We start from the raw sequence: 22,244 nt of genomic DNA, 5'->3' as shown, positions 1-22,244 counted from the left end.
TCAAGGGAGTGGACAAACAGTCATTTTATAACCATGAAGATGTGGCAATATTTAAACTGGGCGTTTGAGGCGGCTATGACAACTTTTGAACTCTTTAACAAAGTTCCTTATAGAGGAAAAACATTCATTAGCCGAGTCTCCAGCTTGGTGGAGTCTCTCATGGCGGCATAGTCAAGCCAACCTGATGGCGCTCTTTATAAGTATTTGCCAGCGACTGCAAGCTACGAATTCAAAAAAAGATTGCTACATAGAAGAGCTTGCTCATCATCCTACTATTTTGGCTATAGGCGATTAAGAACCGTTACCGAGCAAACAAACTTATTCCTCCTTATCCATGACTGGTCTTTGTGTTTTCATATTCTGTAACTGCTGTAGCAAGCAATCAACCTCTGCCTGTAAATGCATAAATTTAGTTAACTGCTCAGCCTGGTAATAGCACTTGTTCAGCTTGGTTGCCCAGATACTCTGGGTTTCGTTTTTGGATACGCTAGATGTAGACATTGGTGTATCTATCCAGAACTCAACTCACACCATTAGAGATATTATAATAGGCGAGTTTTAAGAATCATTAAATAATTGTATATTTTTCTCCCGCCAATTTAACATATCTCAGAGACTTTTTGAAAAGTGCTAATATCTTATGCTGTTAACACAGCTCCATTCTCACGAGAAACCCTCCGGACATGTTTCCGGCAAGGGCAACGCTCGTTAGCAAAGCTTCTTTGAGTGCGAGTGCGTGCTCATAAGTCCTGTGGACAAACTGTGCGTAACAGTACGCTAGGCGCAATTCGCACTAAGTTTACAGGGAGTTTCTTGGTGCCCCCGCGCATTCAAATAAGATAATTTTGACTTCTCAAACATCTTTAATAGTGCTTATCTCTCAGGAGACTGCGTATACTACAGTTTTGTTCCAAAAGACTCACTCTTCAACATAGCTACCTTTTTTCAACCCCCTTGCACTTGCATAGCATATAAGGTGCAAAATAGTACCAGATGCTGTTTTCAACTGGAGCTAAGAGCTTTTAAATACCGTGACTTTAAGTCTGTCTGCTGCTAAATCTCATCGCCAACCCTGGCTTGGACTTATAGAACAATATCGCGAGTACTTGCCTGTTAACGAAAAAACACCAGTTGTCACTCTCTTAGAGGGCAATACACCGTTAATACCCGTTCCTTCGATTGCTGAACGTGTTGGTAGACAAGTGCGTGTCTTCGTCAAATACGATGGTCTTAACCCCACTGGTAGCTTTAAAGACCGAGGAATGACATTGGCAATTTCTAAGGCAAAGGAAGCTGGAGCAGAGGCAGTTATCTGTGCTAGTACAGGTAACACCTCAGCAGCAGCAGCAGCTTATGCTCGGCGTGGAGGAATGCGTGCCTTTGTCTTAATTCCCGATGGCTATGTAGCGTTAGGCAAGTTGGCACAGGCGTTGCTGTATGGGGCAGAAGTCCTGGCAATTAAAGGAAATTTTGACCAAGCACTGGAAATTGTCCGCGAAATGGCCGAAAGTTATCCAGTCACTTTGGTAAACTCAGTTAATCCTTACCGCTTAGAAGGTCAAAAAACAGGAGCATTTGAAATTGTTGATGTTTTGGGTAATGCTCCAGACTGGCTGTGTATTCCAGTAGGGAATGCGGGAAATATCACAGCATATTGGATGGGCTTTTGTCAATATCATCAAGCCCAAAAGTGCGATCGCCTACCTAAGATGATGGGATTCCAAGCAGCAGGTGCAGCTCCCCTTGTAACTGGACAACCAGTGACACATCCAGAAACCATAGCCACAGCCATTCGTATTGGTAACCCCGCCAGCTGGGAAAAAGCAGTTGCAGTCCAACAAGCAAGCATGGGCAATTTCCACGCCGTCACCGATGCGGAAATTCTTGATGCCTATCGCCTTTTAGCATCCGAAGAAGGGATTTTCTGCGAACCTGCTAGCGCTGCTTCTGTTGCTGGTTTGTTACAGGTGAAAGACGAAGTTCCTACAGGTGCGACAGTCGTTTGTATCCTTACTGGTAATGGTCTCAAAGATCCAGATACAGCTATCAAACATAGTGATAGTAAATTTAAACAAGGCATTGAACCAAAACTTTTGGCAGTAGCAGAGGCGATGGGGTTTTAGGACAAGGGGACAGATCAATTCAAAATTCAAAATGTGCTGCGCACCGCTGCGCTAACAAAATTCAAAATTCAAAATTTTGAATTTCTTCCCCTTTGCCCCTGTGCTACCCCTCTCTCCCTCACTCCTTCACTCTCTTCTCCTTTGTTAAGCCATCTATCGCATCACCTAAAGCAGTGGTTAGGCTTTTGCGTGTTTGGGTGTGGTTTTCTTGTTCTGTTTTCAAAGCTTGTAGCAGGCGATCGCGTTCTTTGGTAACCGTAATCAGTTTTGCTTGCAATTCCTCGACTGATTTTAGTTGTTCGACTTCTTGCTCAATCGCTGTCGCCACCGTAGGATCATCAAGTCTTGCTTCCTCAATACCTTGAATTTGCTGTATTTGTGCTTTTAAAGACGCGATTGTCTGCTGTGCCATTTGAGCATCTGTACGGCGTTGTTCTGCTTCAATGTTGTAGAGTTTGCGCCATTTTTCGGCACTTTGCCATCCGGCGTCGTGTTCGGCTTGAAGTTCCGCAATCTGCTGTTTGAGTGCTTTGATTTCTGCTAACCACTGCGATGTTAATTCTTGAGTCATAAAAGTTATTGGTAGGTGTGGAAACTCTCTGCTTTTAAGCCAGGGAGAAAACCTGAGACGGGTACTCAGCGCGCCCGTCATATGTTTGTTGTCTTGGCTTGGGCTGCTAAACGCACAGTTTCGATCGCCGCTTCATAGTAGAAATGTGATAAAAATATATAAATGATAAAAAGTAAGAATTGCTGCACTCAGGAGTCAGAAGTCAGAATTTGTAAGGAGTCCAGTATAATTGGTATGTTCATTCATCAAATGTTCTCCTGATTCTTTAACTATTCTGACTCCTGGATTCTGACCGGAGGCGGAGCGGCTCCGGCTCCGCTCCTGAATTCTTACGATAAAAATATATAAACGCTGACACTATTTCTGACTCACAAAATTTGAAGACATAACATAATTTATATCAAATGATAAACTCGGACTATTCTGTGTCCCAACTAGAGAGGTAGAATATTTAACGGTTTAACACAATCAAATACAAACGCCGTAATGTCTGAATTTCCTCGTAATTATCCTACTATTGAAGCAGATCTCCAAACGCCGACTTTAAGAAGGCTACGTCAGTTAAGCCAGGTGCTTGATAGAGCCATTACCGTTCCAGGAACACGGCTGAGTGTTGGTTTAGATCCAGTTTTGGGATTAATACCTGTTGGTGGTGATTTTTTGGGAGTTATGCTTTCAGCGTACATTGTCCTTGAAGCTGCGCGTCTGGGAGCACCTGCGGCGACTTTAAGTAGAATGGTGCTGAATATCATCATTGATGGCTTAATAGGCGCAATACCGATAGCAGGAGACTTCTTTGATCTTGGCTGGAAAGCTAACGAGTATAATATCAAGCTACTGGAAAATCATCTGAGGTTTCCCACCCAAAGCAAAAGTGCAGACAAGTGGTTTATCATTGCGGTTTTTATTGTATTGTTCATAGTTGCCATTGGACTAGTCACATTGAGCGTGATACTCGTAAGACTGCTTGGAGCACTCTTTGGAACGCTTCAGGGATTGTTCACTGGCGGTTAAAACAGTACACAGTAAACAGTGACCAGTGAAGGAGTCAGGAGTCAGGAGGAGCCAGCGCCGTGGGCGGGTTTCCCGACTTGAGGCGTCTGGCATTCAGGAGTCGTGACGTCAGTCGTCAGAAGTCGGAATTCTTTATTTCTTCCTTGGTGAATACTGAATTCAGAATTGCTGAATTCTTCTTCAAACTGGTAACTGGTAACTGATAACTGGTAACTGATAACTGATAACTGATAACTGCTAACTGCTAACTGCTAAGTGGTTGAATAGGTGACGACAAAATTAATGAAAGACTGGTGGCAAGAAACTTTCCCGAAAGGTCGGCAAAATCTTATAATTACTGATGCGAATGGGTATCCTGTCAAAATCGCTTACGGTGAAAAAGGAACAGGTAAACCTTTATTTTTCTTACATGGTGTTGGTAGTTGGAGCTACAATTGGCGTCATAGCGTCCAGCCACTCTCTGAGCATTTTCGAGTCATTTGTTTTGACGCCAAAGGTTATGGGTTTTCTGAAAAACCCGTGTCTCGTCGAGAACAGAGTGGTCATCAAATTACTGAGTTTGAAAGAATAATTCTTTCCTTGTGCGATGAACCCGTTGTTATTGTGGCAGAATCTTTAGGTGCATTAATTGCCCTTGGTCTTGCTCAAGCAAATCCCCAGTTAATTGGACGGCTTGTGGTACTCAATGTACCTATTTTCCCGCAACGTTTACCTCATTGGGGAATGTGGCTACTTTCTCAAATACCTTTAGAAATCATACAAGCAATTGACTCCTCTCGTCTAGCGCATCTATTTGCACCATTGGTAAGAGAAATTATGGCAATAGAAAGGCGTGGAGTTTTGTACGACCCATCAATACTAACGCAGGAAGATATTTACTGGATAACTTACCCTTACATTGAAATTCCAGGGACTCTTGCGAAGGTAGCTGAAGAGTTACAAATAGCAGCGCGAGAAATTGAACACCTGCAAACCAATAAACCAAGTTTAATTAGTAAGCTTCAGCATAATCTTAGTGCGATTAAGTGTCCGATCCTGATTTTATGGGGTGAACAAGATAGTTGGTTTCCTGCTAGCGATGGGGAAAAATTGCGTCAGCGCCTCCCTCATGCAAAATTACAAATTCTACCCAACTGCTGTCATGATGCATCGACTGGTGCTTCGGAAGCAGTGAATGCAGCAATTCTTCATTTCTTGCAGGAAACCAATTTCTGTTAAACTGTCGCATAGCAAACCTAGCTTGCTCAATAGCCGTTTTTATAAGGGGTAGGTTGAAAACTCCGTGGCTTTAGCCCGGAGATGAAAACCACGACGTAGGCTTGAGCCTACCGTCATGTTAATTATTCTCGCTGCTGTGCAATATAGTTTTTAACCGCTTCAGTAGAAATATTACCAGCAGTACTAACAAAATAACTCGGAGTCCATAAAGTAGGGAGCTTAAGGAGTTCTGGAAACTCTTTTCTTAAATAAGATGATGCCCTGCCTTTAATCAATCTGATAATCCTACTAGGCTCATCACTTGGTTTTGCATTTACAAATAAATGCACATGGTCAGGCATAATTTCCATAGCTAAAATTTTCCATCTATTTTCGTGACAGACTTCACAAATAATTTGTTGAAGTCGTTCCGCTATTGCTCCAATTAATACCTTTTTTCTACGTTTTGGTATCCATACAAAATGATAGTTAAGAAGAGATACAGCATTGCTTTCATGCCTGTACTCGTCTGGCTCAAACTTCACGGAGCCTGATCCTGAAAAATTGGGCAGCCCTGTATTTTGTTGATCTGTCGGCGTAGTCGGGTACTCGTTCTTTGAGGGCTGCCCAATTTTTTGCGGCAAATTCGACGCCATATCTTTACAATTTCTTCTTGCTGACTTGTCTAAGGTTAGTGTATCTTAGATGTATGTGATAGACAACAAGGAGGTGATACTACTTGCTAACAAACTATGTGTACAAGCTACGTCCCAACATTGCTCAACAATTAAAAATGAGTAATTGGGTTGATATGTTACGTAGTCATTATAATTGGTGCTTGAATGACCGCTTAACTCAATATGCTCAACAATATATTCAAGGTGATTACTGCGATATTAGAACTAAAGCGGAAGCTTGCCCTATCACATGTTTTGTTAGCAAGAATGGTGCGACTGGGGAGGCTTGGAAAGATTCTCAACAGAAAAATCCTAGACGTAGTGCTGGTGATATTCAAATAACAGCTTTACCAGAATTGAAAAAGGCTCGACCCTGGTATGCTGAGATTGATTCAACAGTATTACAGCAAAACGTCAAAAGATTAGATATAGCTTACAAAAACTTTTTTGTTCGCGCAGCGTGCCCGAAAAGCATAGGAAGAGGGTTTCCGAAATTTAAAAACCGTAGCAACTTCACATCTTTCACCTATGTAATGGGTGTGAAAGTTCAAGGAGATAAAATATATCTGCCTAAATTGGGATGGATGAGATTTTTTAACTCTAGACCAATTCCCACTGGATTTACTATCAAGGCATGCACTCTCAGGAAGCGTCAAGATGGATGGTATGTTTCAATTAGAATTGAGGATAAAACAGTACCAGATTACGTTGTTAAACCTTTAACTGAGGTCAAGAAAATAATTGGTTGCGATTTCGGAATTACAAAATTAGTTCATCTTTCTGATAACTACCAAATTGAGAATCCGAAATTTTTAACCAACAAAAAAACTAAACGAATTCTAAAAGTTAGACAGCGTAGAGTTAATCAGAAAGTTAAAAGTAGTGCAAACCGTAAAAAAGCAACTATTAAAGTAGGTAAATTACACAAAATAATTGCTGATAAACGTCAAGCCTATCAATGGTATGTAGCCAATAAAATTGTTTCTAAAAATGTTGATGCTATTGCAGTTGAAGATTTAAATGTCTCTGCAATGAAACGACGTTGCAAGCCGAAAGTAGATGAACAGACAGGTAGATTTTTAAAAAACGGACAATCAAGAAAGAAAGGGTTAAATCGTTCAATCTCTGATGCTAGTTGGAGTGATTTGATTTTAAAGATTGAGTATCTGGCTGCAAAGTCAGGAAAAGTTGTGATTAAAGTCAATCCCAAGCATACCAGTCAAAAGTGTCAAAATTGCGGGCATATTGATAAATCAAACCGTGATCGCGAAAAATTCATCTGTATAAGTTGCGGTTGGATGCATCATGCTGATATTAATGCCGCTAAAAACATCAGAGATAAAGCATTTTCAATAGTACGGGAGGACTTCTCGGAACTTAAACGCCCGAAACAACGCTGCGGAGATATCACGGCGCTCTATGAGCAAACACCGTGAGCCTGGGAACCTGAGAAATCAGGATATTAAGATCGCAATATCTTAAGAATCCCCTGGTTTTTAGCGGGAATGAGCGTAGCGATATTCACGCAACCAGGGGAGTGTCAAAAGTAAAGTTCAAGTTGTAGTTAATACAATTTAAATTGTAATGATGAATCCTGAAGCTGTGGTTAGAAACGCTAATAGTACTATAATTAACCTTGAAGCGGTCGTTCATGCAGCTTAAGTATTACTTATAAATACTTTGGAGAATATAAGTAAACTTGAAGCTGTGGTTAACGCAGCTTCTTCTGTAGTTATGAATGCTCAAGCTGTAGTTAATGCAGTTTTATCTGTGGTTATGAATACTCAAGGTGTGATTAAGATTAGACGCTTCAAAGAAATTACGAAAATTTACCAGTAATTACCTTATAACAAGTACAATAATTTGTGGATTTTGCTGAACCAGAATATAGTTGCAGTAAGACATAGTAACTTTAGAAATCTTGCAGAAAAGTAAATTTATGTCTCTAAGAAAACGTAAATCCCGCGTTCTAGAAAATGCTGAGTTAAGATGCGCTGGACTCAAGGCAATTGATCTAAATCTGGATCTTGGGGATGCTTGCAACTTGAAAAACCTGACACAACTCATTGAGGAGTTACGCAATAAGATAGATGCTCATAACACTGCTATCACCGCGATTGACTCTTCCAAAACAGAGATTGAATTGTTAGAACAAACTTTGGGCAATCTCTCAGAGAAAATGCTGATTGGGGTTGCTTTTAAATACGGCAAAGACAGTCGGGAATATGAGATGGCAGGTGGAGTTCGCAAAAGTGAACGTATCCGTAAAAGCCGAGTCACTCGCATGAAAACTGTTGCACAGAACGCATCCAGCCAGAATACTCAATCCGCGTAGATGCGTAGGTTGGGCAACGACAACAGGGCGATCGCCTTCCGCAAGTGCGTGTCTTCTAGACTCAGCGGGCGCACTCTACAAAACACGACCTTGCGATCTTGCCCAAATTAATTGTTCTTCGTCAGGAAAGCTCAATCGGTTTACACCCAAAGTCGTAATCACATCTACACTCCGATTTTTCAAAGCTAGCACTAATGCAGTATCACCAGAATCCTCATCCATATACAAACGAATGATAGTGGTTGCGAACCGTATCAAAAATGAGTTGTTGTTCGATTTCATCTTTTGATGAATCTAGCTGGGCATATTCTGTAATGACTTGTTGGACATAGTTTTGATATTGCTCCTGAATCGGAACTGTACCGACGCTGTAGCATTGCTGAACTGTAGGTACCAATAAGGGCAGGAAAAATAATGCCGCCATTTTGTCCACAGGTGTGGAAGGCGTTTTTTACTGCTGCAATATTCACAAGGAATTCGCATTAGTGACAAGTGAAAATTGTGACGCATTTGTCAATATACCTCGTGAATGAAAAAAATGCCAAAAACCCTGCTAGAAAACATTATTTTTGGGAAGCACGATGCAGAAGCTAGCGATCGCGTAATATTTGTACTTATGATTTACCTTTGTGCCCTAACCATGACGCTGCTGAGAGCGAAAAGCTAGACTCTCATATGGATTCAAATAACCACAATTTTATGGAACCTAACTATTTTCTTGGATTAATGACAAAATTAACTAAATCAAGCTATCGTAAAGACTAATGACAAAAAACGAAACTTCTTATGAAGAAATTGTATTTGTCAGAACCATATAGATTTTTCCAGGTATGATGTTAATTCGTGACGTTGTTCAAGAAGCAATAACAACTGGATATCTCAGCGTTGCAGCGGAAGAACAATTGCGAAATCTTCTGAAGACTAAGTATGGGTCGGAAGATTTGCATGCTTTCATGACGTTGCAGGAGGCTGCTAGTTCAGGGAAGATTCGACAGGAGTCTCGTGAGTTAAGGCTGTGCAACAAGCAGCAGGTGCAACAACTCGTTATCGTTGGCTGTGAGCAAACAATTGCGAAATAGTAACGGTTGTGTTAGTATAAAACAAATCAAGTATTAGATCGATAGACAGGCTCTGTGCGCAGGTGAGAGAGTCTGTTTTTGTCGTTTTTTCTTTTTCCGGAAATGACTCCTCACAGAGTGAGGATCTAAATAGAGATTTGAGCATACAGATGAAGGTACAAGCAATGATTGCAGATTTATCGATGCCTCAAGAATCGCAAATCCCGAAACGACAATATAAAAGACAATACCATGACGATCCTAGAAATCAACTCCAACAAACAAGACAGCAAATCCACTAAGAAAAAACAAAAGTCTTTTCGCAACACGAATATTGGTACTCCTTTGACGCCATTACGCCCACGTCAGATGAAACAGCAGGACCATGAATTACTCAGCGATTGGGATCATGCAAGTTGATTAGACTTCGTACACTCATTCAAAAAATCGTGAAGTCTGTTGGAAAGAAGATGCTTTCCAACAGACTTCACGTGAATGTCATGAGTCGCGAAACGCAGTACAGCGGAACGCGATCGCTATAGCCTGTCCCAAAGACATGGAATCTCACTCCTATGTTCTCACTCGGTAAACATGACAATTCAAGCATTTTTGCAACAGGAATCAGCAATCTTTCAGTTTTGAAGAAAACCGTCAAATCCTTTCCCTTGGTCACTTCCTCCCTCTGCACAGTACATTTATAGGCGTAACAACTTAAAAGAGTACTGAAAAGAGTTAAGTACTCCAGCTGTTTTTATTAAGAATTTTGTGAAGATACGAAGAAACAAAAACATTTCTAAAATATTTCTAAATTGATATGTTTGTGGAGGTTATCGCTTACAGATTATGTATATTTTTTACGAAAATGAGAAAATTTTCTGTACACCTCACAAGTTTCTCACAATTGTCATTTATTCTTAAAGCATGAAAAGTTTTGGTTCTTAATTGAGAGCTAACACATTTAGTATAAAAATCTTAAAAAACCATGAATAACTGTCCTTGCTGTTCTCGTCCACTGTTACGTCACATACGTAATCAAGAAATTTACTGGTTCTGCCGCAGTTGCTGGCAGGTCATGCCAGTGTTTAGTGAAATAAAGTGTGCTTCCTTACCAGAGGTTTATATTAGAGAATTTCCTAGTACGCTTGAGAGAAGAGAAAAAAGTAATGTTCTTTGCCTAAATAAACGGGAAGCTAGAACTGGGTGGGTCGGAACAGACAATTTATCAGAGGTTATATGAACTATAGGTTTTTATGAATTTTTAGATTCTTTTTTTTTGTTTAGATAACAAGTTTTTTAATTGTTCCTTGCGTGACCCCTCGAATTCATTCGAGGGTTTTTATGTTTAAGGTTTGTAAACTAGTTTTGGATGTTTGTGAATAAAAGTGTACTATCTACGTTATTTCTTCTGGAATGAACAACTCAAGTCACTCATGCATTGAGCTGAACTTTGTGATCAATTCGCTAATATACCACCATCCACAACCAATGATTGACCTGTAATGTAAGCAGCTGCTTCAGAACACAAGAATAGCACTGCACCAGCAATTTCTTCTGAATTGCCCATACGTCCCATTGGAACCGAATTAGCTAATTGCTCAGAGGCTGTTGTGGCATCTCCTAGACTTTCTGCATAACGCGATATGATGTCAGTGGCGATTATACCAGGGTTGATTGCATTTATGCGAATACCTTGCTGAGCGTAATCAAGAGCGGCAGATTTTGTTAAGCCCATGACAGCGTGTTTACTCGCAGTATAAATACTGATACCTGAACGACCGACGAGTCCACCGACTGATGAATTATTAACAATAACACCTCCTCCTTGTCTAAGCATTTCAATGATTTCATACTTCATTGAGAGGAAAACACCACGTACATTGATTGCCATCTGCTTATCAAAATTTTCAACTGATTGTTCATGAAGTGGGATAGGTGGCAAGTCAATCCCCGCATTGTTGAAGGCACAATCGAGTTTTCCATAAGTTGAAATTGTCTTCAAAATTGTTGCTTTTACATCTTCTTCCAGTGAAACATCTGCTCGAAAAAAAATGGCTTCACCACCTAATTCTTTGATTTCCTCAACCACAGCTTTTCCTTGTTGTTCACGACGACCGGTCAAGACTACCTTTGCTCCTTCTTTTGCAAAGGCAATAGCTGTAGATCGACCAATACCTGAAGTACCACCTGTTATAAGTGAAACTTTGCCGTCAAATTGACCTGCCATAATTTTCTTAAGCTACAAATAAGTTTATTCTTCATTTTCTAGCATTTGCTTCGCTTGCAAAAGATACTGTTTATGCTCCTCACTAACTATTGGGTATTGTAGATTGAGTTCTTTTAATTTATTGCAAATGATGTTCGCAACAGTCAGGCGTGTAAACCATTTATGGTCAGCAGGAATAATGTACCAAGGTGCCCAAGAAGTGCTGGTGTGATTGAAAAGGTCTTCATAAGCGTTCATATAATCATCCCAAAAAGCTCGTTCTTGGGCATCACTGATGGAAAACTTCCAATGTTTCTCTGGTAATTCAATACGTTCCAAAAAGCGTTTTTTTTGTTCTGATTTGGAAACATTCAGAAAAAACTTAAGGATAATAATCCCATTATTTACCAGATATTTTTCAAAATTGTTAATTTCTTCAAAGCGTTGCTTCCAGATTTGATTACCCTCTGGAATGTGGGGAAGTTGTTCCTTTTTGAGAACTCCTGGATGAACACGAACCACAAGCACTTCTTCATAATATGAACGATTAAAAATTCCAATCCGACCTCGTTCAGGCAGGGCTTTTGCGCTTCGCCAAAGGTAATCATGGTCTAATTCTTCAGCACTTGGTGCCTTGAAACTGAATACCTGACATCCTTGTGGGTTGACACCTGACATCACATGTTTGATGGTACTATCTTTACCAGCAGCATCCATTGCTTGAAAGATAATCAGTAAGGCATAAGTGTTTTGAGCGTAAAGAACATTTTGGTATTTTTCAAGCTGTTGAATATCAGTTTGTAATTTGCCTTGTGCTTCAGTCTTGTTCTGAAAATGACCTGTATACTTAGGGTCATAATCTTTCAAGGAAATTTTAGAACCAGGTGTAACAATAAAACGAGTGTAGTTCATAATTTATCTGAATTTTGCTGATGTTGGGCAGTACGCATTGCTTCTCGTCCAAGAACAAACATTCCCGTCACGCCCAAACAAACAAACCAAACATACTGATACCAATATTTGCCAATCTGTTGAACTGTACTGAGTTCTGGATGCAATGTATTTAGGTACAGCAACAGAACAACTATCATCAAAGCCCCAAACCCTACAAAGCTTAAACCAACCTGAATACGTGCAGGTTGCAGTTCCCAGTCGCTAATCTTGTCTAAATCAATTTCTGCTAAATCCTGCAAAGAGTCCTCTGCTAAAGACGAAGCTGCTTCCACTCGTCTAGCTACCTTTGGTGACAAAATCGGCACAATTACTCCTACTGCAGGACGACGCAACAATGCTTCAGTATCTCGCAGCAATTCCAGAGGCTTACGAGGAACTGGCGGCTGAGCAAATTCTACCTTTGGTGCAGCAGTTCGGGTGGTTTGGGGTTCAAAGTCCATAGTCGTTTTTCAAGCAACTAGAAGCCATTTCGGCAAATAAAAACATTGCCTTGTTAACTTCATTCTACAAAGCGTTACAAGAATCAAGGACTAAAGTCTGTACCACAAACAAGTTTTCTTGTAGATAATTTTCCAAACATGATACGATTACTGACTACCCTTATTCATCCAGACTCTAGCCCCTCACCGGTTTTCTATATCTATAGATAGATTTTGTAAAGTTTTGTGTAGATAAGTTTTGTAAAAGACTTTATACTCATTTACGGAAACCACACAAAACTAGGTAAAGTACATGGCTGACATTGTTGATACCGCCGTTAATGCAGGTTCTTTCAGCACCCTAGTTGCTGCAGTCCAGGCTGCCGGTTTGGTAGATACGCTCAAAGGTGCTGGTCCATTTACCGTCTTTGCGCCCACTGATGAAGCGTTTGCTAAGCTTCCAGCAGGCACAGTAGACGCATTGCTTCAGGACATTCCACAACTGACGAAAATCCTGACTTACCATGTCGTTTCAGGCAAGGTAAAAGCGGCCGATGTGGTTAACCTGGATTCAGCGCCCACGGTTGAAGGTTCATCTGTAAAAATTGACGCTTCCAATGGCGGCGTCAAGGTAAATGATGCCACAGTTGTAACACCAGATGTTGAAGCTGATAATGGTGTTATCCACGTCATTGACACTGTGTTGATTCCTGCGTAAGCAAATTCATAAATAACGAATACTATCTGCGGTGCAGCGATTTCTAATAGTCACTGCACCCTTCGGGTATGACCTGAGCCCTTCGGGCACGGCTTGAGGCCGAACGGTCACGCTGCGCTAACGCCAGATGCCTGCGGAGGGAAAACGCCACATGCTTCAAGCCGGGAAACCCGTCCAACGCAGTGGCTCCCCTCCCGCAGCACTGGTCTCACCGTTACTGTCTGGATGTATTCTTTTTTGACCCCAGGTAGAACCTGGGAATGAGTTCATCACCAGCAGTTAAGAAAAGCTGACAGCTGGCAAATACCTACTATCAAGCAGCAGCTTTTTGCAATTCATCAAGTCGCGCCAGAACTTCTTTACTGTGGATAGCTGGATTGACTTTGACAAAAGTCTCACGCAGAATACCTTGTGGGTCAATGATAAAGCTGTGACGTACAGATACAAAGCCCAACCAAGAACCATATGCCTTGCTCACCGCCCCAGTGGTATCAGCTAACAGAGGGAATTTTAGTCCTTCTGAATCACAAAATTCTGCATGGGAATCAACATCGTCAGCGCTGACACCAATGATTTGAGCTTTTTTTTCGATGTATTTTGGTAAATCTTGCTGAAAGCGACGAGCTTCAATGGTACAACCGGAAGTAAAGTCTTTGGGGTAAAAGTAGAGAACTACCCACTGACCGCGTAAGTCAGAAAGCGATATTTTACCATTACCAGTGTTTGTTGGCAAAGTAAAGTCTGGTGCAGGTTGATTTATTGCGGGAAGTTTACCACCAAGTGCATGAGCAGTTGGGACAAAATTGAACCAACTGACGACAGCCAAACATGCAGCAAATAATATGCTTAAAAAAGTGCGACGAGAAATCATTATGTATGCAGACCAGAAAGACAACTTAAAATAAGTTTACAATTTCTCGTTGCTATTCTCAGATTCTTGAGCATCTAAAGCTGTTTCCACGCTTTCAATATATTGACTGTCAAGGAGAAAAGCTCCTCTTGTAAAGCGAATACCCCAGTATCCACCAGGACGACGGTCTAGAACTATACCTTCTTCACCAATGTAAATCACATCGGGAGGGCGGAGCATGGGCATGGGTTCAGCAGTTTTCACGTAGGGGGGTAGTGCTACGACGCGGACTTTACTACCAATGGCAAATTCTTTGGACATGTTGAGTGAGTTTTGAGTGTTACAACGAGATATTTTTTGGGAATTGTTTCTTGAGCTAATCGAGTTTAGCCAGACCCAATCCATAATTCGATAATCTCAGAAAAGTGATGTCATCTCTACGCCCTTTCTCCCAGACTTAGAGTACCTCTGCAACCTACTTGTTGAGATTGATGCAAGATGTCAGCGCAATAGCAATGATTTGGCAATTGAGCTATTGTTACCTATAATTAGCACTGCTGAGATATACTGCAAAGTGTACTTTTTTAGTTGGCTTTTTATAGCTTTTTTATTTGCACGGCTTCAAAATAGTTGTCCAAGCATTACTAAAAATAAAAGCGAAGTCATTTTAGTGTCTAAATGTGCCAAGGAGATAATTGGTCTTGCAGATTCTACAGGCACAGTTGAAAAGGTTTATCAAGTATCTCCGCATCAGGCAATGGGAGAGCAGGAGAGTAAAGCAACGGCATTTATACCATCACCTAACTCACGGTAATTTTGGAATAGTACAATTTAGTAAATTCTTTGCCTTAGGAATCTGCATTTTGGGATTAACGGTGGATCTGGGTTTTGGACGCTTAGCCGCAATAGAACAAATACCTCAAGTCACTGCTGTTACCTCAAATTCATCAGTTGTCCAGTCGCTGACGAATGAACCGTCCCAGTTAGTACAACTAGGTAAAGAAAGCTACAAAGCTGGACAGTTTGCTAATGCAATTACCGTCTGGCAGAAAGTATTACATTTATTTACCCAAAGAGGCGATCGCCTCCGTCAGGCAGTTGTGCTGAGTAATGTAGCACTAGCATACCAGCAGTTAGGACAGTGGACTCAAGCAAATCAGGCGATCGCTCAGAGTATAACTTTGCTGAAGGAAGCAAAGGGGAAAGATGGAGAAAGTTCTATTCAAAATCTCCTGGCTGATGCCTTAAATATTCAGGGGAGTTTGCAACTGGCTCAAGGACAGGCTGAACAAGCATTCGACACCTGGCTTCAAGCAACTGATATTTATCAACAAGCCAAGGATAAAAAAGGAGTCAAAGGCTCTACAACAGGTAAGTCAGGCAAATTTGGCAAAAGCCCTGAACGTGATTGAGTCCTTACAAATCGCAGAATTAGATAATTACTTTCGTGAAGCTTGCTTAACAAAGCTGCCGGTTCAAGTTGATAAAATTGACCCGCAGGCAGCAGTTATCTATCCAATAATTCTACGTGATCGCCTAGAAGTCATCCTCTCGCTACCAAATCAACCGCTGCGTCACTACACGACAACTATTCCCCAGGAGCAAGTTGAACAAATTGTTGAGCAAATGCAAGCTTCTCTCTCACGGACATCTTTGACAGAAGAACGTTTGCCAGTTGCCCAAAAAGTTTACGATTTGATAGTCCGACCTGCGGAAGCTGATTTGCAAGCTAGTAAAATAAAAACCTTAGCATTTATTCTCGACGGCTCGCTGAAAAATCTGCCAATGGTCGCACTGCACGACGGTCAACGATATTTGCTAGAAAAATATAGTATTGCCCTCACCCCCGGACTACAACTTTTAGCACCACAACCTTTGCAACGTCAGCAAATCAAAGTTCTGGTTGCTGGAGTGAGTCAGTCAACTCAAGGCTTTGCTGCTCTACCTGGTGTCGAGTCAGAAGTGAGCGAAATCAAGTCAGAAATTCCAGCACAGGTTTTACTGAATCAAACATTTACCAGCGCCGCTATTCAAAAACAAATCCGTGCTAACCCGTTCCAAGTTGTGCATTTAGCAACCCACGGTCAATTTAGTTCCAACGCTGCTGACACATACATTCTCACTTGGGATGGTCGGTTAGACGTGAAACAGTTGGGAGAAATACTCAGAACTAGAGAACAAAGTACACCAACTCCAATTGAGTTGCTGGTTTTCAGTGCCTGTCAAACTGCTGAGGGTGATAAACGTGCAGCGCTAGGGCTAGCAGGTGTAGCAGTGCGTTCTGGTGCGCGTAGTACCTTGGGGACTCTGTGGTCTGTAGAAGATAAATCTACTGCCGATTTTATGGCAGAATTTTACCGTCAATTAGCAAACTCCCAGACAACGAAAGCAGAAGCCCTGCGACAAGCACAACTAAAGCTCTTGAAAGAGCCTGGATACAAGCATCCCTTCTATTGGGCAGGTTTTGTACTTGTAGGTAATTGGCTTTAACAGTTATCAGTTATCAGTTATCAGTTATCAGCAACGCACCATTTATTTCGGTGCGTTACGGCAAAAATATTTATTTTTACTATCCTTAGTCAGTTTGTGCCGTAACACACCCTACTTTTGGCTTGACTTGTAGGTAATTGGCTCTAAAGTCAAGAAGAACTTTTGACTCTTGACTATTTATGAAAATCTATATTCTCACTAAACACAATTTAGAAAAACTATGCTACGAGTCAAAGTAACTGGACTTTTTTTATAAGACCAGTCAACAACTTCCTTTTCTAAGGAGAGTTTCATTATGACTAGGGCACAGTTATACCAGGGATTAGCACTCATTTTTACAATACCATTGGCTGTCTCTTTAAGCGTATTTATTGACGTACAAGGGGCTAATCCACAACAAACTACTGCATTTCCAGGCAAAAAGCGCAGAGTCACATTTGACCCTCCTCCCGACCAAGCTGCACCGAAAGTGACCATAGGTGGAGGTAGGCGCGACAATGACAAATGCCCGCAGGATAGAAAAACTGCCAGCCAAACCTTAGACAGAAAAACAACTGAGCAGCCTTTGACTCTCCTGGTACCAACTTCCTCAAAATTGGGGTTAACGGTGTCCCCTCACCCAACTTTTCTGGCGTATGTGCCTCAAAGTTCTGCATCGTCAGTGGTGTTTACTTTAGAAAATCAACAAGGAGAGGGCATCTATAAGACAAAGCAGGGCTTAAAGGGAACTCCAGGCATTGTCAGCTTCAAATTGCCAACCACTGCACGACCACTGGCAATTAATCAGGATTACAAATGGGTGGTATCAATGGTTTGTCAGCCAGCAGGACCAAGAGACCCGTTTGCTGAGGGAGTTGTCCGGCGAGTCCAACCAAACCCAGCACTGGCGAGTCAATTAAACAAAGCACAACCTATAGACCGAGTTGCGTTGTATGCCAAAGCTGGGATATGGCAAGAAGCAGCAGCGGATTTGGCTTCTTTACGCCAATCGCAGCCGCAGAATGCAGAATTGACAACAGTTTGGAAAGATTTATTGCAGTCAGCGGGTTTAGATGCGGTATCTTCTGCTCCTATAAAAAACTAAGCAAAGAGAGTCTGTAGAGTACATTATCATCAATTGTTAGAAGCAGAGCATGAAACTCCATTGAACATGGGATCATGAGGGGTCGCATTGGGTGCTTGCGCAACTAGAATGACATCACCATTTTTATCAACAACCCAACCCTGTGCTTCTACAATTTCTTGTGGATGAGAAGACGGTGAAATTCGGGTACGTTCTGAAACTTGAGTATATTGACTCGCAGCCTCATTACGATTTCTGCTATCAGGTAACTCAAGTAGCTCAACCAGTGGTTCCTCGCTTGGAAATATCTCGTTGAGGCTGGCGGGTAATCCACCTCGTCCAGTAACAGTGAAGCTACTGCTAGTATTACTCCTGGTTCCTGCACAAACATTTTGGTTAATTAATCTGGCTACATCTAGCACTTCTTCTGGCAAAGAAAATGTTTCTTTGCTGAGATCTCTATCAGGGTTGCTAATAGCAATCTCACCACTTAAAGTAGGACTTTGTTGAGAAAAAGCTGTGATATCACTGGTTATGAGATTTTGCGGATTTAGTTGAACGGGATCGTTTCCTAAGCGATTCACCAATTCGTCTCGACTACGCTGTTGAATACCAAAAATACCTTTAGCGTTGATTTGAATTTTCCCACCTGCGCCTGCAAAGGCATTAGCGAATATATCGTTATTTTCATTTTTGACGCTAACAATAAAGCCATTAGGACTATTAATTGTGATATTCCCGCCATTACCTCGCTGCTGTGCAGTACCCGCAGTAGCAGAGATGTTACTACCACGGCGTAGCAGCAATAAATCACCAACGTTTAGTATGAGATCGCCACCATTTCCAGAGCGAGTACTTCCACTGATGAAACTCTGTTTATCAAGGCGAATTTTATCTGCCGTAATATTCAAAATACCAGCATTCCCAGTACCAGTACTTTCAACTCGCAAGCTGCCATTATTCTCAAGAATTAGGCTATTTGCTTTTATAGTTAAGTTTCCTGCACTTCCCGTCGCCTCTGTACCACTATTTATAACCGCATCATTTACCAATAAGGAGCCTGCATTAACTGTGATTTCTCCGCCATTACCTGTGCTACTTTCCTTTGTATTGCTACCAAGTCCTGCAGAGTTTTGGACCTGCAAAGACTGTGCTGTGATGCTGATTTTCCCAGCGTTTCCTGCATTTGAAGAGCTAGTGTTTATACCTGCGTAATTTTGAATCGTTAAGGAGCCTGTATCAACCTTAATTTCTCCGCCATTACCTTTACTACTTTGTCCCGTCGTCTTACTATCGATTCCCGTAAATTCTTGAACAAGCAAAGAATTTGCAGTAATGCTGATTTTCCCAGCGTTACCATCACCTTTAGAGTTTGTATTTATATTAGACTCATTTTGAACTGTCAAAGAGTTCGCCTTAAGATCTATGTCTCCGGCGTTACCTGTGCTGTCTTCTTGTGCAACACTCTCGATCACCGCATTTTCTTCCAGTAGTAAAGAATTTGTGTTAACGCTGATTTTCCCTGCGTTCCCTGCATTTGAAGAGTTAGTGTTTATATTTGCGTCCCTTTGAATCGTTAAGGAGCCTGTATCAACCTTAATTTCTCCGCCATTACCTTTACTACTTTGCCCCGTGGTACTACTACTGATTCCCACAGAGTCCTGAACTAGCAAATTCTTTGCTAGTATGCTGATTTTTCCAGCGTTCCCTGTGCCTGAAGTATTGCTACTGATACCAGATTTTTTACGGATTACAAAAGAATCTTTGACATTAATGTTGATTTCTCCAGCATTACCTGATGATTTCGTGTTGGTATCAAACCCCGTATTTTCAATTAAGAAAGAATTTGCAGTGATGTTAATTTTTCCACCATCACCTGCGTTGTAGGCTTGACTCCCGAACCCTCCTCCATTACTCAGTACGAACTCGCCGTCTATAGTAATATTGATTTCCCCAGCATTACCTTTTCCTTGAGAGAAAGTACTAAAACCAGATTGTTGTTCAATCCGTAGAGACTTAGCTTCAACGTTTATACGTCCGGCATTCCCTTCACTATAAGTATTACTGCCTAGCCCACTGTCATTTCTGACAACAATAGAATCTGCTTTGAGGGTAATTTCTCCAGCGTTTCCTATTCCTTCTGTATGATTGCCTGCACCACCGTTATTTTCTAGAAAAATAGATTTCTTGGCAATCAGCGTAATTGGTCCAGCATCACCGGAACTGAAGGTGTTAGTGCTCAGATCTGACTCATTGACCGTTATGTTGTTGTCACTGAGAACGCTGATTTCACCGCCATTACGGTCAGCATAGGTATCTGATAGAATAATAGATTCTCCAGTGAAATTGATGTCTTTACCAGCGATCGCAATGGAACCACCACCATTTCCTGTGGTATCGACGAAGGGTTTTTTGGAAAACCGGATATCTTCAAAATTAGTAATGCCTTGATAACTCAGCTTCCAACCTTTTGGTACTGGAACAAGACTTACAGTCTCATTGCTGCCAACACTGCCGATTTCAATACGTCCCTGTGGTGACTTGAGAATACCACCTTCAAGAGACACCTTACCTCCCACCAGTGCTAATGTTTTACCCTCTTGAACCTCCAATCCTGGAACACTGCTTGTAACACGAGGACGCAGTTCTGCTTTGATATTGTTATATTCAATGTCGTGCCCCAATCCATTAACCTTGATTTCCCCTGGATTATTGCTCATACCCAATCCTATAGGCGCAGTTATCGTTAACAAGGGTGCTGACTGAGGATTAGTAGCACTAAACTCATAACCATCTTTAAACTTTAAGCTACTAGCGGTACTGGCAACAAACGAACCACCAATATCCAACCTTGCATTCTGCCCGAATACAATGCCATTGGGATTCATTAGAAACAGGTTAGCTGTGCCGTTGGCTTTAATTAACCCATCAATATTAGATATCGACCCGCCTGTCACTCGGGTTAAGATATTTTGAATATTTTGAGAATTGTTAAAAAAAGCTGTAGAACCAGTGGGGACAGAAAAATCCTTAAAACTATGGAACAGATTACTACCTGCCGAGGTTCCCCCAGTGATATTAAAGATATTGCCTTCTAAGTTGACGTTGGAATTATTTGGAAGTGTGCCATCTGGTGTAATTTGAGCTTGAGCGCTATTTGCGCTTAAGACCATTGTGCTACCAATGACAATCCCTAATGCTTGCAACCAGTTTTTACGCATAGACACCCCAAGCATAACGCTCACCTAGTAAAAGGAAATTAAGCAAAAAGTCTTCATTAGGTATATCGATGCCATTCAAATCAACTTATGCACTTTGCTCCAACTTTCTTAACTTAGGGCTTACGCATTTTAACGAAAAACTGTCATTCTGAGTGTAGCGAAGCGCGAAACGTAAGCGCAAAGCGCACACTTCGTGAACGCGCAGCGTGTCCGGTTCGCGTAGCGTGTCCGTAAGGACTCAGGGACTCAGAACTTTCTTGATACTTCGCTACACTCCGTTTCGCTCAGTATGACATTCTCGACTTTGCGTAAGTCCTGTTAGCTCTTGGAATTATCCACTGTACAAATTAACCATAGTATGTATAACTAAATTTGTTTTTTTCAGCCACTGTTGCATAATCCTACAAAAGCTTACAGTATCAGCTGTATTAGGTACAGTAATAGTTAAAAGAAAAAAGATAAAATATTTTTTCTACACAGCTTGTAATTATCACAGCTTAAATGCAAATTTCTTCCAGCCTGCCCTGTTAAGCCCCATTAAGTCAAATGGATAACACTCAACCCCGAAAAATCTTACTGTTGTCAGCAAATCCTAGAGGCACAAGTCAGCTTCGTTTGGATGAGGAGATGCGCGAAATCAAAGAGGGGTTGAGACGAGCAAAAAAGCGTGACTTCTATTTAATAGAGACAGCAGAAGCAGTACGCTATAGGGATATCCACAGAGCTATTCTCGACTATGAACCACATATTATTCACTTTTGCGGGCATGGCACTGGAGAAGAAGGCTTAGCTTTTGAAGATGAGATGGGTCAAGTTAAGTTAGTTGATGCTGAGGCTTTAGCGGGATTGTTTCAACTTTTTGCTGATCAAGTAGAGTGTGTTGTCCTCAATGCTTGCTACTCAAAGTATCAGGCACAGGAGATTGCCCAACATATTAATTATGTGGTAGGCATGAGTCAGGCAATTCAAGATAAAGCTGCAGTTGAATTTGCTGTGGGTTTCTATGATGCATTGGGAGCAGGTAGAAATTATGAGTTTGCCTATAAGCTGGGCTGTAATGTAATTTTGATGGCAGGAATAGCACAAAATCTCACACCTCAACTCCTGAAGAAAGATTCCCCAGCCGAAGAATCTCCATGCCAAGGCGATCCTGTTAACACTCCTGCCGTAGAGAATGTTTTGGTTGAGGTGCCAGAGGCGACACCAGCGATAACACCAGAATCTGATCCCATCTAAGAGGACACGGGGACAAGGGGAAAAGAGGACACGGAGACACGGGGACGCGGGGACGCAGGGACAAGGGGAAAAGAGGACACGGGGACATGGGGACACGGGGACAAGGGGAAAAGGG

Annotated in this window: 23 protein-coding genes; 12 read left to right on the top strand and 11 right to left on the bottom strand. The window is 41.6% G+C overall.

Translation table 11 applies throughout. The features are described from left to right. Positions 1-318: 318 nt before the first annotated feature. Positions 319-501 carry a hypothetical protein gene (locus tag DP117_RS14500; protein WP_169219003.1) on the bottom strand — a complete coding sequence of 61 codons (183 nt, stop codon included), beginning with the start codon at positions 499-501 and terminating at the stop codon, positions 319-321. Positions 502-1,031: 530 nt separating this feature from the next. On the opposite strand from DP117_RS14500, the gene thrC reads away from it, so the two are divergent. After that, positions 1,032-2,123, top strand: a complete 1,092-nt coding sequence (gene thrC, locus DP117_RS14495) for a threonine synthase (protein WP_169219002.1) — start codon at positions 1,032-1,034, stop codon at positions 2,121-2,123. Positions 2,124-2,241: 118 nt separating this feature from the next. Here the strand turns inward: thrC and DP117_RS14490 are convergent, their stop codons facing one another. Then, complete coding sequence (locus DP117_RS14490) at positions 2,242-2,694, bottom strand: hypothetical protein (protein WP_169219001.1); 453 nt, start codon at positions 2,692-2,694, stop codon at positions 2,242-2,244. Positions 2,695-3,180: 486 nt separating this feature from the next. Here DP117_RS14490 and DP117_RS14485 point away from each other — a divergent pair, with 486 nt between their 5' ends. Continuing rightward, positions 3,181-3,708 carry a DUF4112 domain-containing protein gene (locus tag DP117_RS14485; protein ID WP_169219000.1) on the top strand — a complete coding sequence of 176 codons (528 nt, stop codon included), beginning with the start codon at positions 3,181-3,183 and terminating at the stop codon, positions 3,706-3,708. A 282-nt stretch (positions 3,709-3,990) separates the two neighbouring features. Then, positions 3,991-4,926, top strand: coding sequence for an alpha/beta hydrolase (locus tag DP117_RS14480; protein WP_169219037.1), 936 nt, complete (start codon positions 3,991-3,993; stop codon positions 4,924-4,926). 122 nt (positions 4,927-5,048) lie between these two features. On the opposite strand, the gene tnpA is transcribed toward DP117_RS14480, so the two are convergent. Then, positions 5,049-5,450 (bottom strand): IS200/IS605 family transposase, encoded by a 402-nt coding sequence (gene tnpA / locus DP117_RS14475; RefSeq protein WP_169219036.1) that lies wholly within the window; start codon positions 5,448-5,450, stop codon positions 5,049-5,051. A gap of 209 nt (positions 5,451-5,659) precedes the next feature. Here tnpA and DP117_RS14470 point away from each other — a divergent pair, with 209 nt between their 5' ends. Together DP117_RS14470 and DP117_RS14465 are read left to right on the top strand one after the other, a co-directional pair. Further along, positions 5,660-7,018 carry an RNA-guided endonuclease TnpB family protein gene (locus DP117_RS14470; RefSeq protein ID WP_169218999.1) on the top strand — a complete coding sequence of 453 codons (1,359 nt, stop codon included), beginning with the start codon at positions 5,660-5,662 and terminating at the stop codon, positions 7,016-7,018. 503 nt (positions 7,019-7,521) lie between these two features. Then, entirely contained in the window at positions 7,522-7,917 is a 396-nt protein-coding gene (locus DP117_RS14465; protein ID WP_169218998.1) for a hypothetical protein, read from the top strand. 75 nt (positions 7,918-7,992) lie between these two features. Here the strand turns inward: DP117_RS14465 and DP117_RS14460 are convergent, their stop codons facing one another. Next, on the bottom strand, positions 7,993-8,139 hold the full coding sequence (locus DP117_RS14460) for a hypothetical protein (protein ID WP_169218997.1): 147 nt from the start codon (positions 8,137-8,139) through the stop codon (positions 7,993-7,995). Further along, entirely contained in the window at positions 8,132-8,341 is a 210-nt protein-coding gene (locus DP117_RS14455; RefSeq protein ID WP_169218996.1) for an element excision factor XisI family protein, read from the bottom strand. The genes DP117_RS14460 and DP117_RS14455 overlap by 8 nt, the downstream gene beginning before the upstream one ends. Positions 8,342-8,747: 406 nt before the next feature. On the opposite strand from DP117_RS14455, the gene DP117_RS14450 reads away from it, so the two are divergent. Then, positions 8,748-8,996 carry a hypothetical protein gene (locus tag DP117_RS14450; RefSeq protein ID WP_169218995.1) on the top strand — a complete coding sequence of 83 codons (249 nt, stop codon included), beginning with the start codon at positions 8,748-8,750 and terminating at the stop codon, positions 8,994-8,996. Positions 8,997-9,227: 231 nt separating this feature from the next. Further along, on the top strand, positions 9,228-9,395 hold the full coding sequence (locus DP117_RS14445) for a hypothetical protein (RefSeq protein ID WP_169218994.1): 168 nt from the start codon (positions 9,228-9,230) through the stop codon (positions 9,393-9,395). Positions 9,396-10,428: 1,033 nt separating this feature from the next. Here DP117_RS14445 and DP117_RS14440 read toward each other — a convergent pair. From DP117_RS14440 to DP117_RS14430, 3 genes are read right to left on the bottom strand one after another with little or no spacing between them, the layout of a single operon-like run. Beyond that, complete coding sequence (locus tag DP117_RS14440; RefSeq protein ID WP_169218993.1) at positions 10,429-11,199, bottom strand: SDR family oxidoreductase; 771 nt, start codon at positions 11,197-11,199, stop codon at positions 10,429-10,431. Positions 11,200-11,223: 24 nt separating this feature from the next. After that, positions 11,224-12,090, bottom strand: a complete 867-nt coding sequence (locus tag DP117_RS14435) for a polyphosphate kinase 2 family protein (protein ID WP_169218992.1) — start codon at positions 12,088-12,090, stop codon at positions 11,224-11,226. Next, positions 12,087-12,572, bottom strand: coding sequence for a hypothetical protein (locus DP117_RS14430; RefSeq protein ID WP_169218991.1), 486 nt, complete (start codon positions 12,570-12,572; stop codon positions 12,087-12,089). Before DP117_RS14430 ends, DP117_RS14435 begins: the two co-directional genes overlap by 4 nt. 292 nt (positions 12,573-12,864) lie before the next feature. Here DP117_RS14430 and DP117_RS14425 point away from each other — a divergent pair, with 292 nt between their 5' ends. After that, positions 12,865-13,269: a fasciclin domain-containing protein gene (locus DP117_RS14425; protein ID WP_169218990.1), complete on the top strand. Its 405-nt coding sequence runs from the start codon at positions 12,865-12,867 to the stop codon at positions 13,267-13,269. Positions 13,270-13,582: 313 nt separating this feature from the next. Here DP117_RS14425 and DP117_RS14420 read toward each other — a convergent pair whose 3' ends face one another. Together DP117_RS14420 and sipA are read right to left on the bottom strand one after the other, a co-directional pair. Continuing rightward, entirely contained in the window at positions 13,583-14,140 is a 558-nt protein-coding gene (locus tag DP117_RS14420; protein WP_169218989.1) for a peroxiredoxin, read from the bottom strand. 36 nt (positions 14,141-14,176) lie between these two features. Then, positions 14,177-14,440 (bottom strand): regulatory protein SipA, encoded by a 264-nt coding sequence (gene sipA / locus DP117_RS14415; protein WP_169218988.1) that lies wholly within the window; start codon positions 14,438-14,440, stop codon positions 14,177-14,179. 380 nt (positions 14,441-14,820) lie between these two features. Between sipA and DP117_RS36225 the strand changes: the two genes are divergently transcribed. The 3 genes from DP117_RS36225 to DP117_RS14405 all read left to right on the top strand — a co-directional run bounded on the left by DP117_RS36225 (position 14,821) and on the right by DP117_RS14405 (position 17,693). Beyond that, positions 14,821-15,531, top strand: coding sequence for a tetratricopeptide repeat protein (locus DP117_RS36225; protein WP_248277664.1), 711 nt, complete (start codon positions 14,821-14,823; stop codon positions 15,529-15,531). After that, on the top strand, positions 15,524-16,609 hold the full coding sequence (locus DP117_RS14410) for a CHAT domain-containing protein (protein WP_348983000.1): 1,086 nt from the start codon (positions 15,524-15,526) through the stop codon (positions 16,607-16,609). The genes DP117_RS36225 and DP117_RS14410 overlap by 8 nt, the downstream gene beginning before the upstream one ends. Before the next feature lie 295 nt (positions 16,610-16,904). After that, on the top strand, positions 16,905-17,693 hold the full coding sequence (locus DP117_RS14405; RefSeq protein WP_169218987.1) for a DUF928 domain-containing protein: 789 nt from the start codon (positions 16,905-16,907) through the stop codon (positions 17,691-17,693). A gap of 29 nt (positions 17,694-17,722) precedes the next feature. Here the strand turns inward: DP117_RS14405 and DP117_RS14400 are convergent, their stop codons facing one another. Next, positions 17,723-20,893 (bottom strand): filamentous hemagglutinin N-terminal domain-containing protein, encoded by a 3,171-nt coding sequence (locus DP117_RS14400; protein WP_169218986.1) that lies wholly within the window; start codon positions 20,891-20,893, stop codon positions 17,723-17,725. Between the two features lie 546 nt (positions 20,894-21,439). On the opposite strand from DP117_RS14400, the gene DP117_RS14395 reads away from it, so the two are divergent. Next, positions 21,440-22,129, top strand: a complete 690-nt coding sequence (locus tag DP117_RS14395) for a CHAT domain-containing protein (protein ID WP_248277663.1) — start codon at positions 21,440-21,442, stop codon at positions 22,127-22,129. The last annotated feature ends 115 nt before the right edge of the window (positions 22,130-22,244 follow it).

Source organism: Brasilonema sp. UFV-L1, assembly GCF_012912105.1.
Taxonomy (GTDB): Bacteria; Cyanobacteriota; Cyanobacteriia; order Cyanobacteriales; family Nostocaceae; genus Brasilonema.
The sequence above is the reverse complement of the archived record's forward strand: the minus strand, read 5'-3'. Positions and strand labels throughout refer to the sequence as shown.

What these genes read in the sequence shown, in the direction of transcription:
- DP117_RS14445 (WP_169218994.1), top strand. Translation starts at nt 9,228, where the DNA reads ATGACGATCCTAGAAATCAACTCCAACAAACAAGACAGCAAATCCACT.
- DP117_RS14420 (WP_169218989.1), bottom strand. Translation starts at nt 14,140, where the DNA reads ATGATTTCTCGTCGCACTTTTTTAAGCATATTATTTGCTGCATGTTTG.
- DP117_RS14480 (WP_169219037.1), top strand. Translation starts at nt 3,991, where the DNA reads ATGAAAGACTGGTGGCAAGAAACTTTCCCGAAAGGTCGGCAAAATCTT.
- DP117_RS14490 (WP_169219001.1), bottom strand. Translation starts at nt 2,694, where the DNA reads ATGACTCAAGAATTAACATCGCAGTGGTTAGCAGAAATCAAAGCACTC.
- DP117_RS14455 (WP_169218996.1), bottom strand. Translation starts at nt 8,341, where the DNA reads ATGGCGGCATTATTTTTCCTGCCCTTATTGGTACCTACAGTTCAGCAA.
- sipA (WP_169218988.1), bottom strand. Translation starts at nt 14,440, where the DNA reads ATGTCCAAAGAATTTGCCATTGGTAGTAAAGTCCGCGTCGTAGCACTA.
- DP117_RS14430 (WP_169218991.1), bottom strand. Translation starts at nt 12,572, where the DNA reads ATGGACTTTGAACCCCAAACCACCCGAACTGCTGCACCAAAGGTAGAA.
- DP117_RS14440 (WP_169218993.1), bottom strand. Translation starts at nt 11,199, where the DNA reads ATGGCAGGTCAATTTGACGGCAAAGTTTCACTTATAACAGGTGGTACT.
- DP117_RS14405 (WP_169218987.1), top strand. Translation starts at nt 16,905, where the DNA reads ATGACTAGGGCACAGTTATACCAGGGATTAGCACTCATTTTTACAATA.
- DP117_RS14465 (WP_169218998.1), top strand. Translation starts at nt 7,522, where the DNA reads ATGTCTCTAAGAAAACGTAAATCCCGCGTTCTAGAAAATGCTGAGTTA.
- DP117_RS14395 (WP_248277663.1), top strand. Translation starts at nt 21,440, where the DNA reads ATGGATAACACTCAACCCCGAAAAATCTTACTGTTGTCAGCAAATCCT.
- DP117_RS14485 (WP_169219000.1), top strand. Translation starts at nt 3,181, where the DNA reads ATGTCTGAATTTCCTCGTAATTATCCTACTATTGAAGCAGATCTCCAA.
- DP117_RS14425 (WP_169218990.1), top strand. Translation starts at nt 12,865, where the DNA reads ATGGCTGACATTGTTGATACCGCCGTTAATGCAGGTTCTTTCAGCACC.
- DP117_RS14460 (WP_169218997.1), bottom strand. Translation starts at nt 8,139, where the DNA reads ATGGATGAGGATTCTGGTGATACTGCATTAGTGCTAGCTTTGAAAAAT.
- DP117_RS14435 (WP_169218992.1), bottom strand. Translation starts at nt 12,090, where the DNA reads ATGAACTACACTCGTTTTATTGTTACACCTGGTTCTAAAATTTCCTTG.
- DP117_RS14450 (WP_169218995.1), top strand. Translation starts at nt 8,748, where the DNA reads ATGATGTTAATTCGTGACGTTGTTCAAGAAGCAATAACAACTGGATAT.
- DP117_RS14500 (WP_169219003.1), bottom strand. Translation starts at nt 501, where the DNA reads ATGTCTACATCTAGCGTATCCAAAAACGAAACCCAGAGTATCTGGGCA.
- DP117_RS14400 (WP_169218986.1), bottom strand. Translation starts at nt 20,893, where the DNA reads ATGCGTAAAAACTGGTTGCAAGCATTAGGGATTGTCATTGGTAGCACA.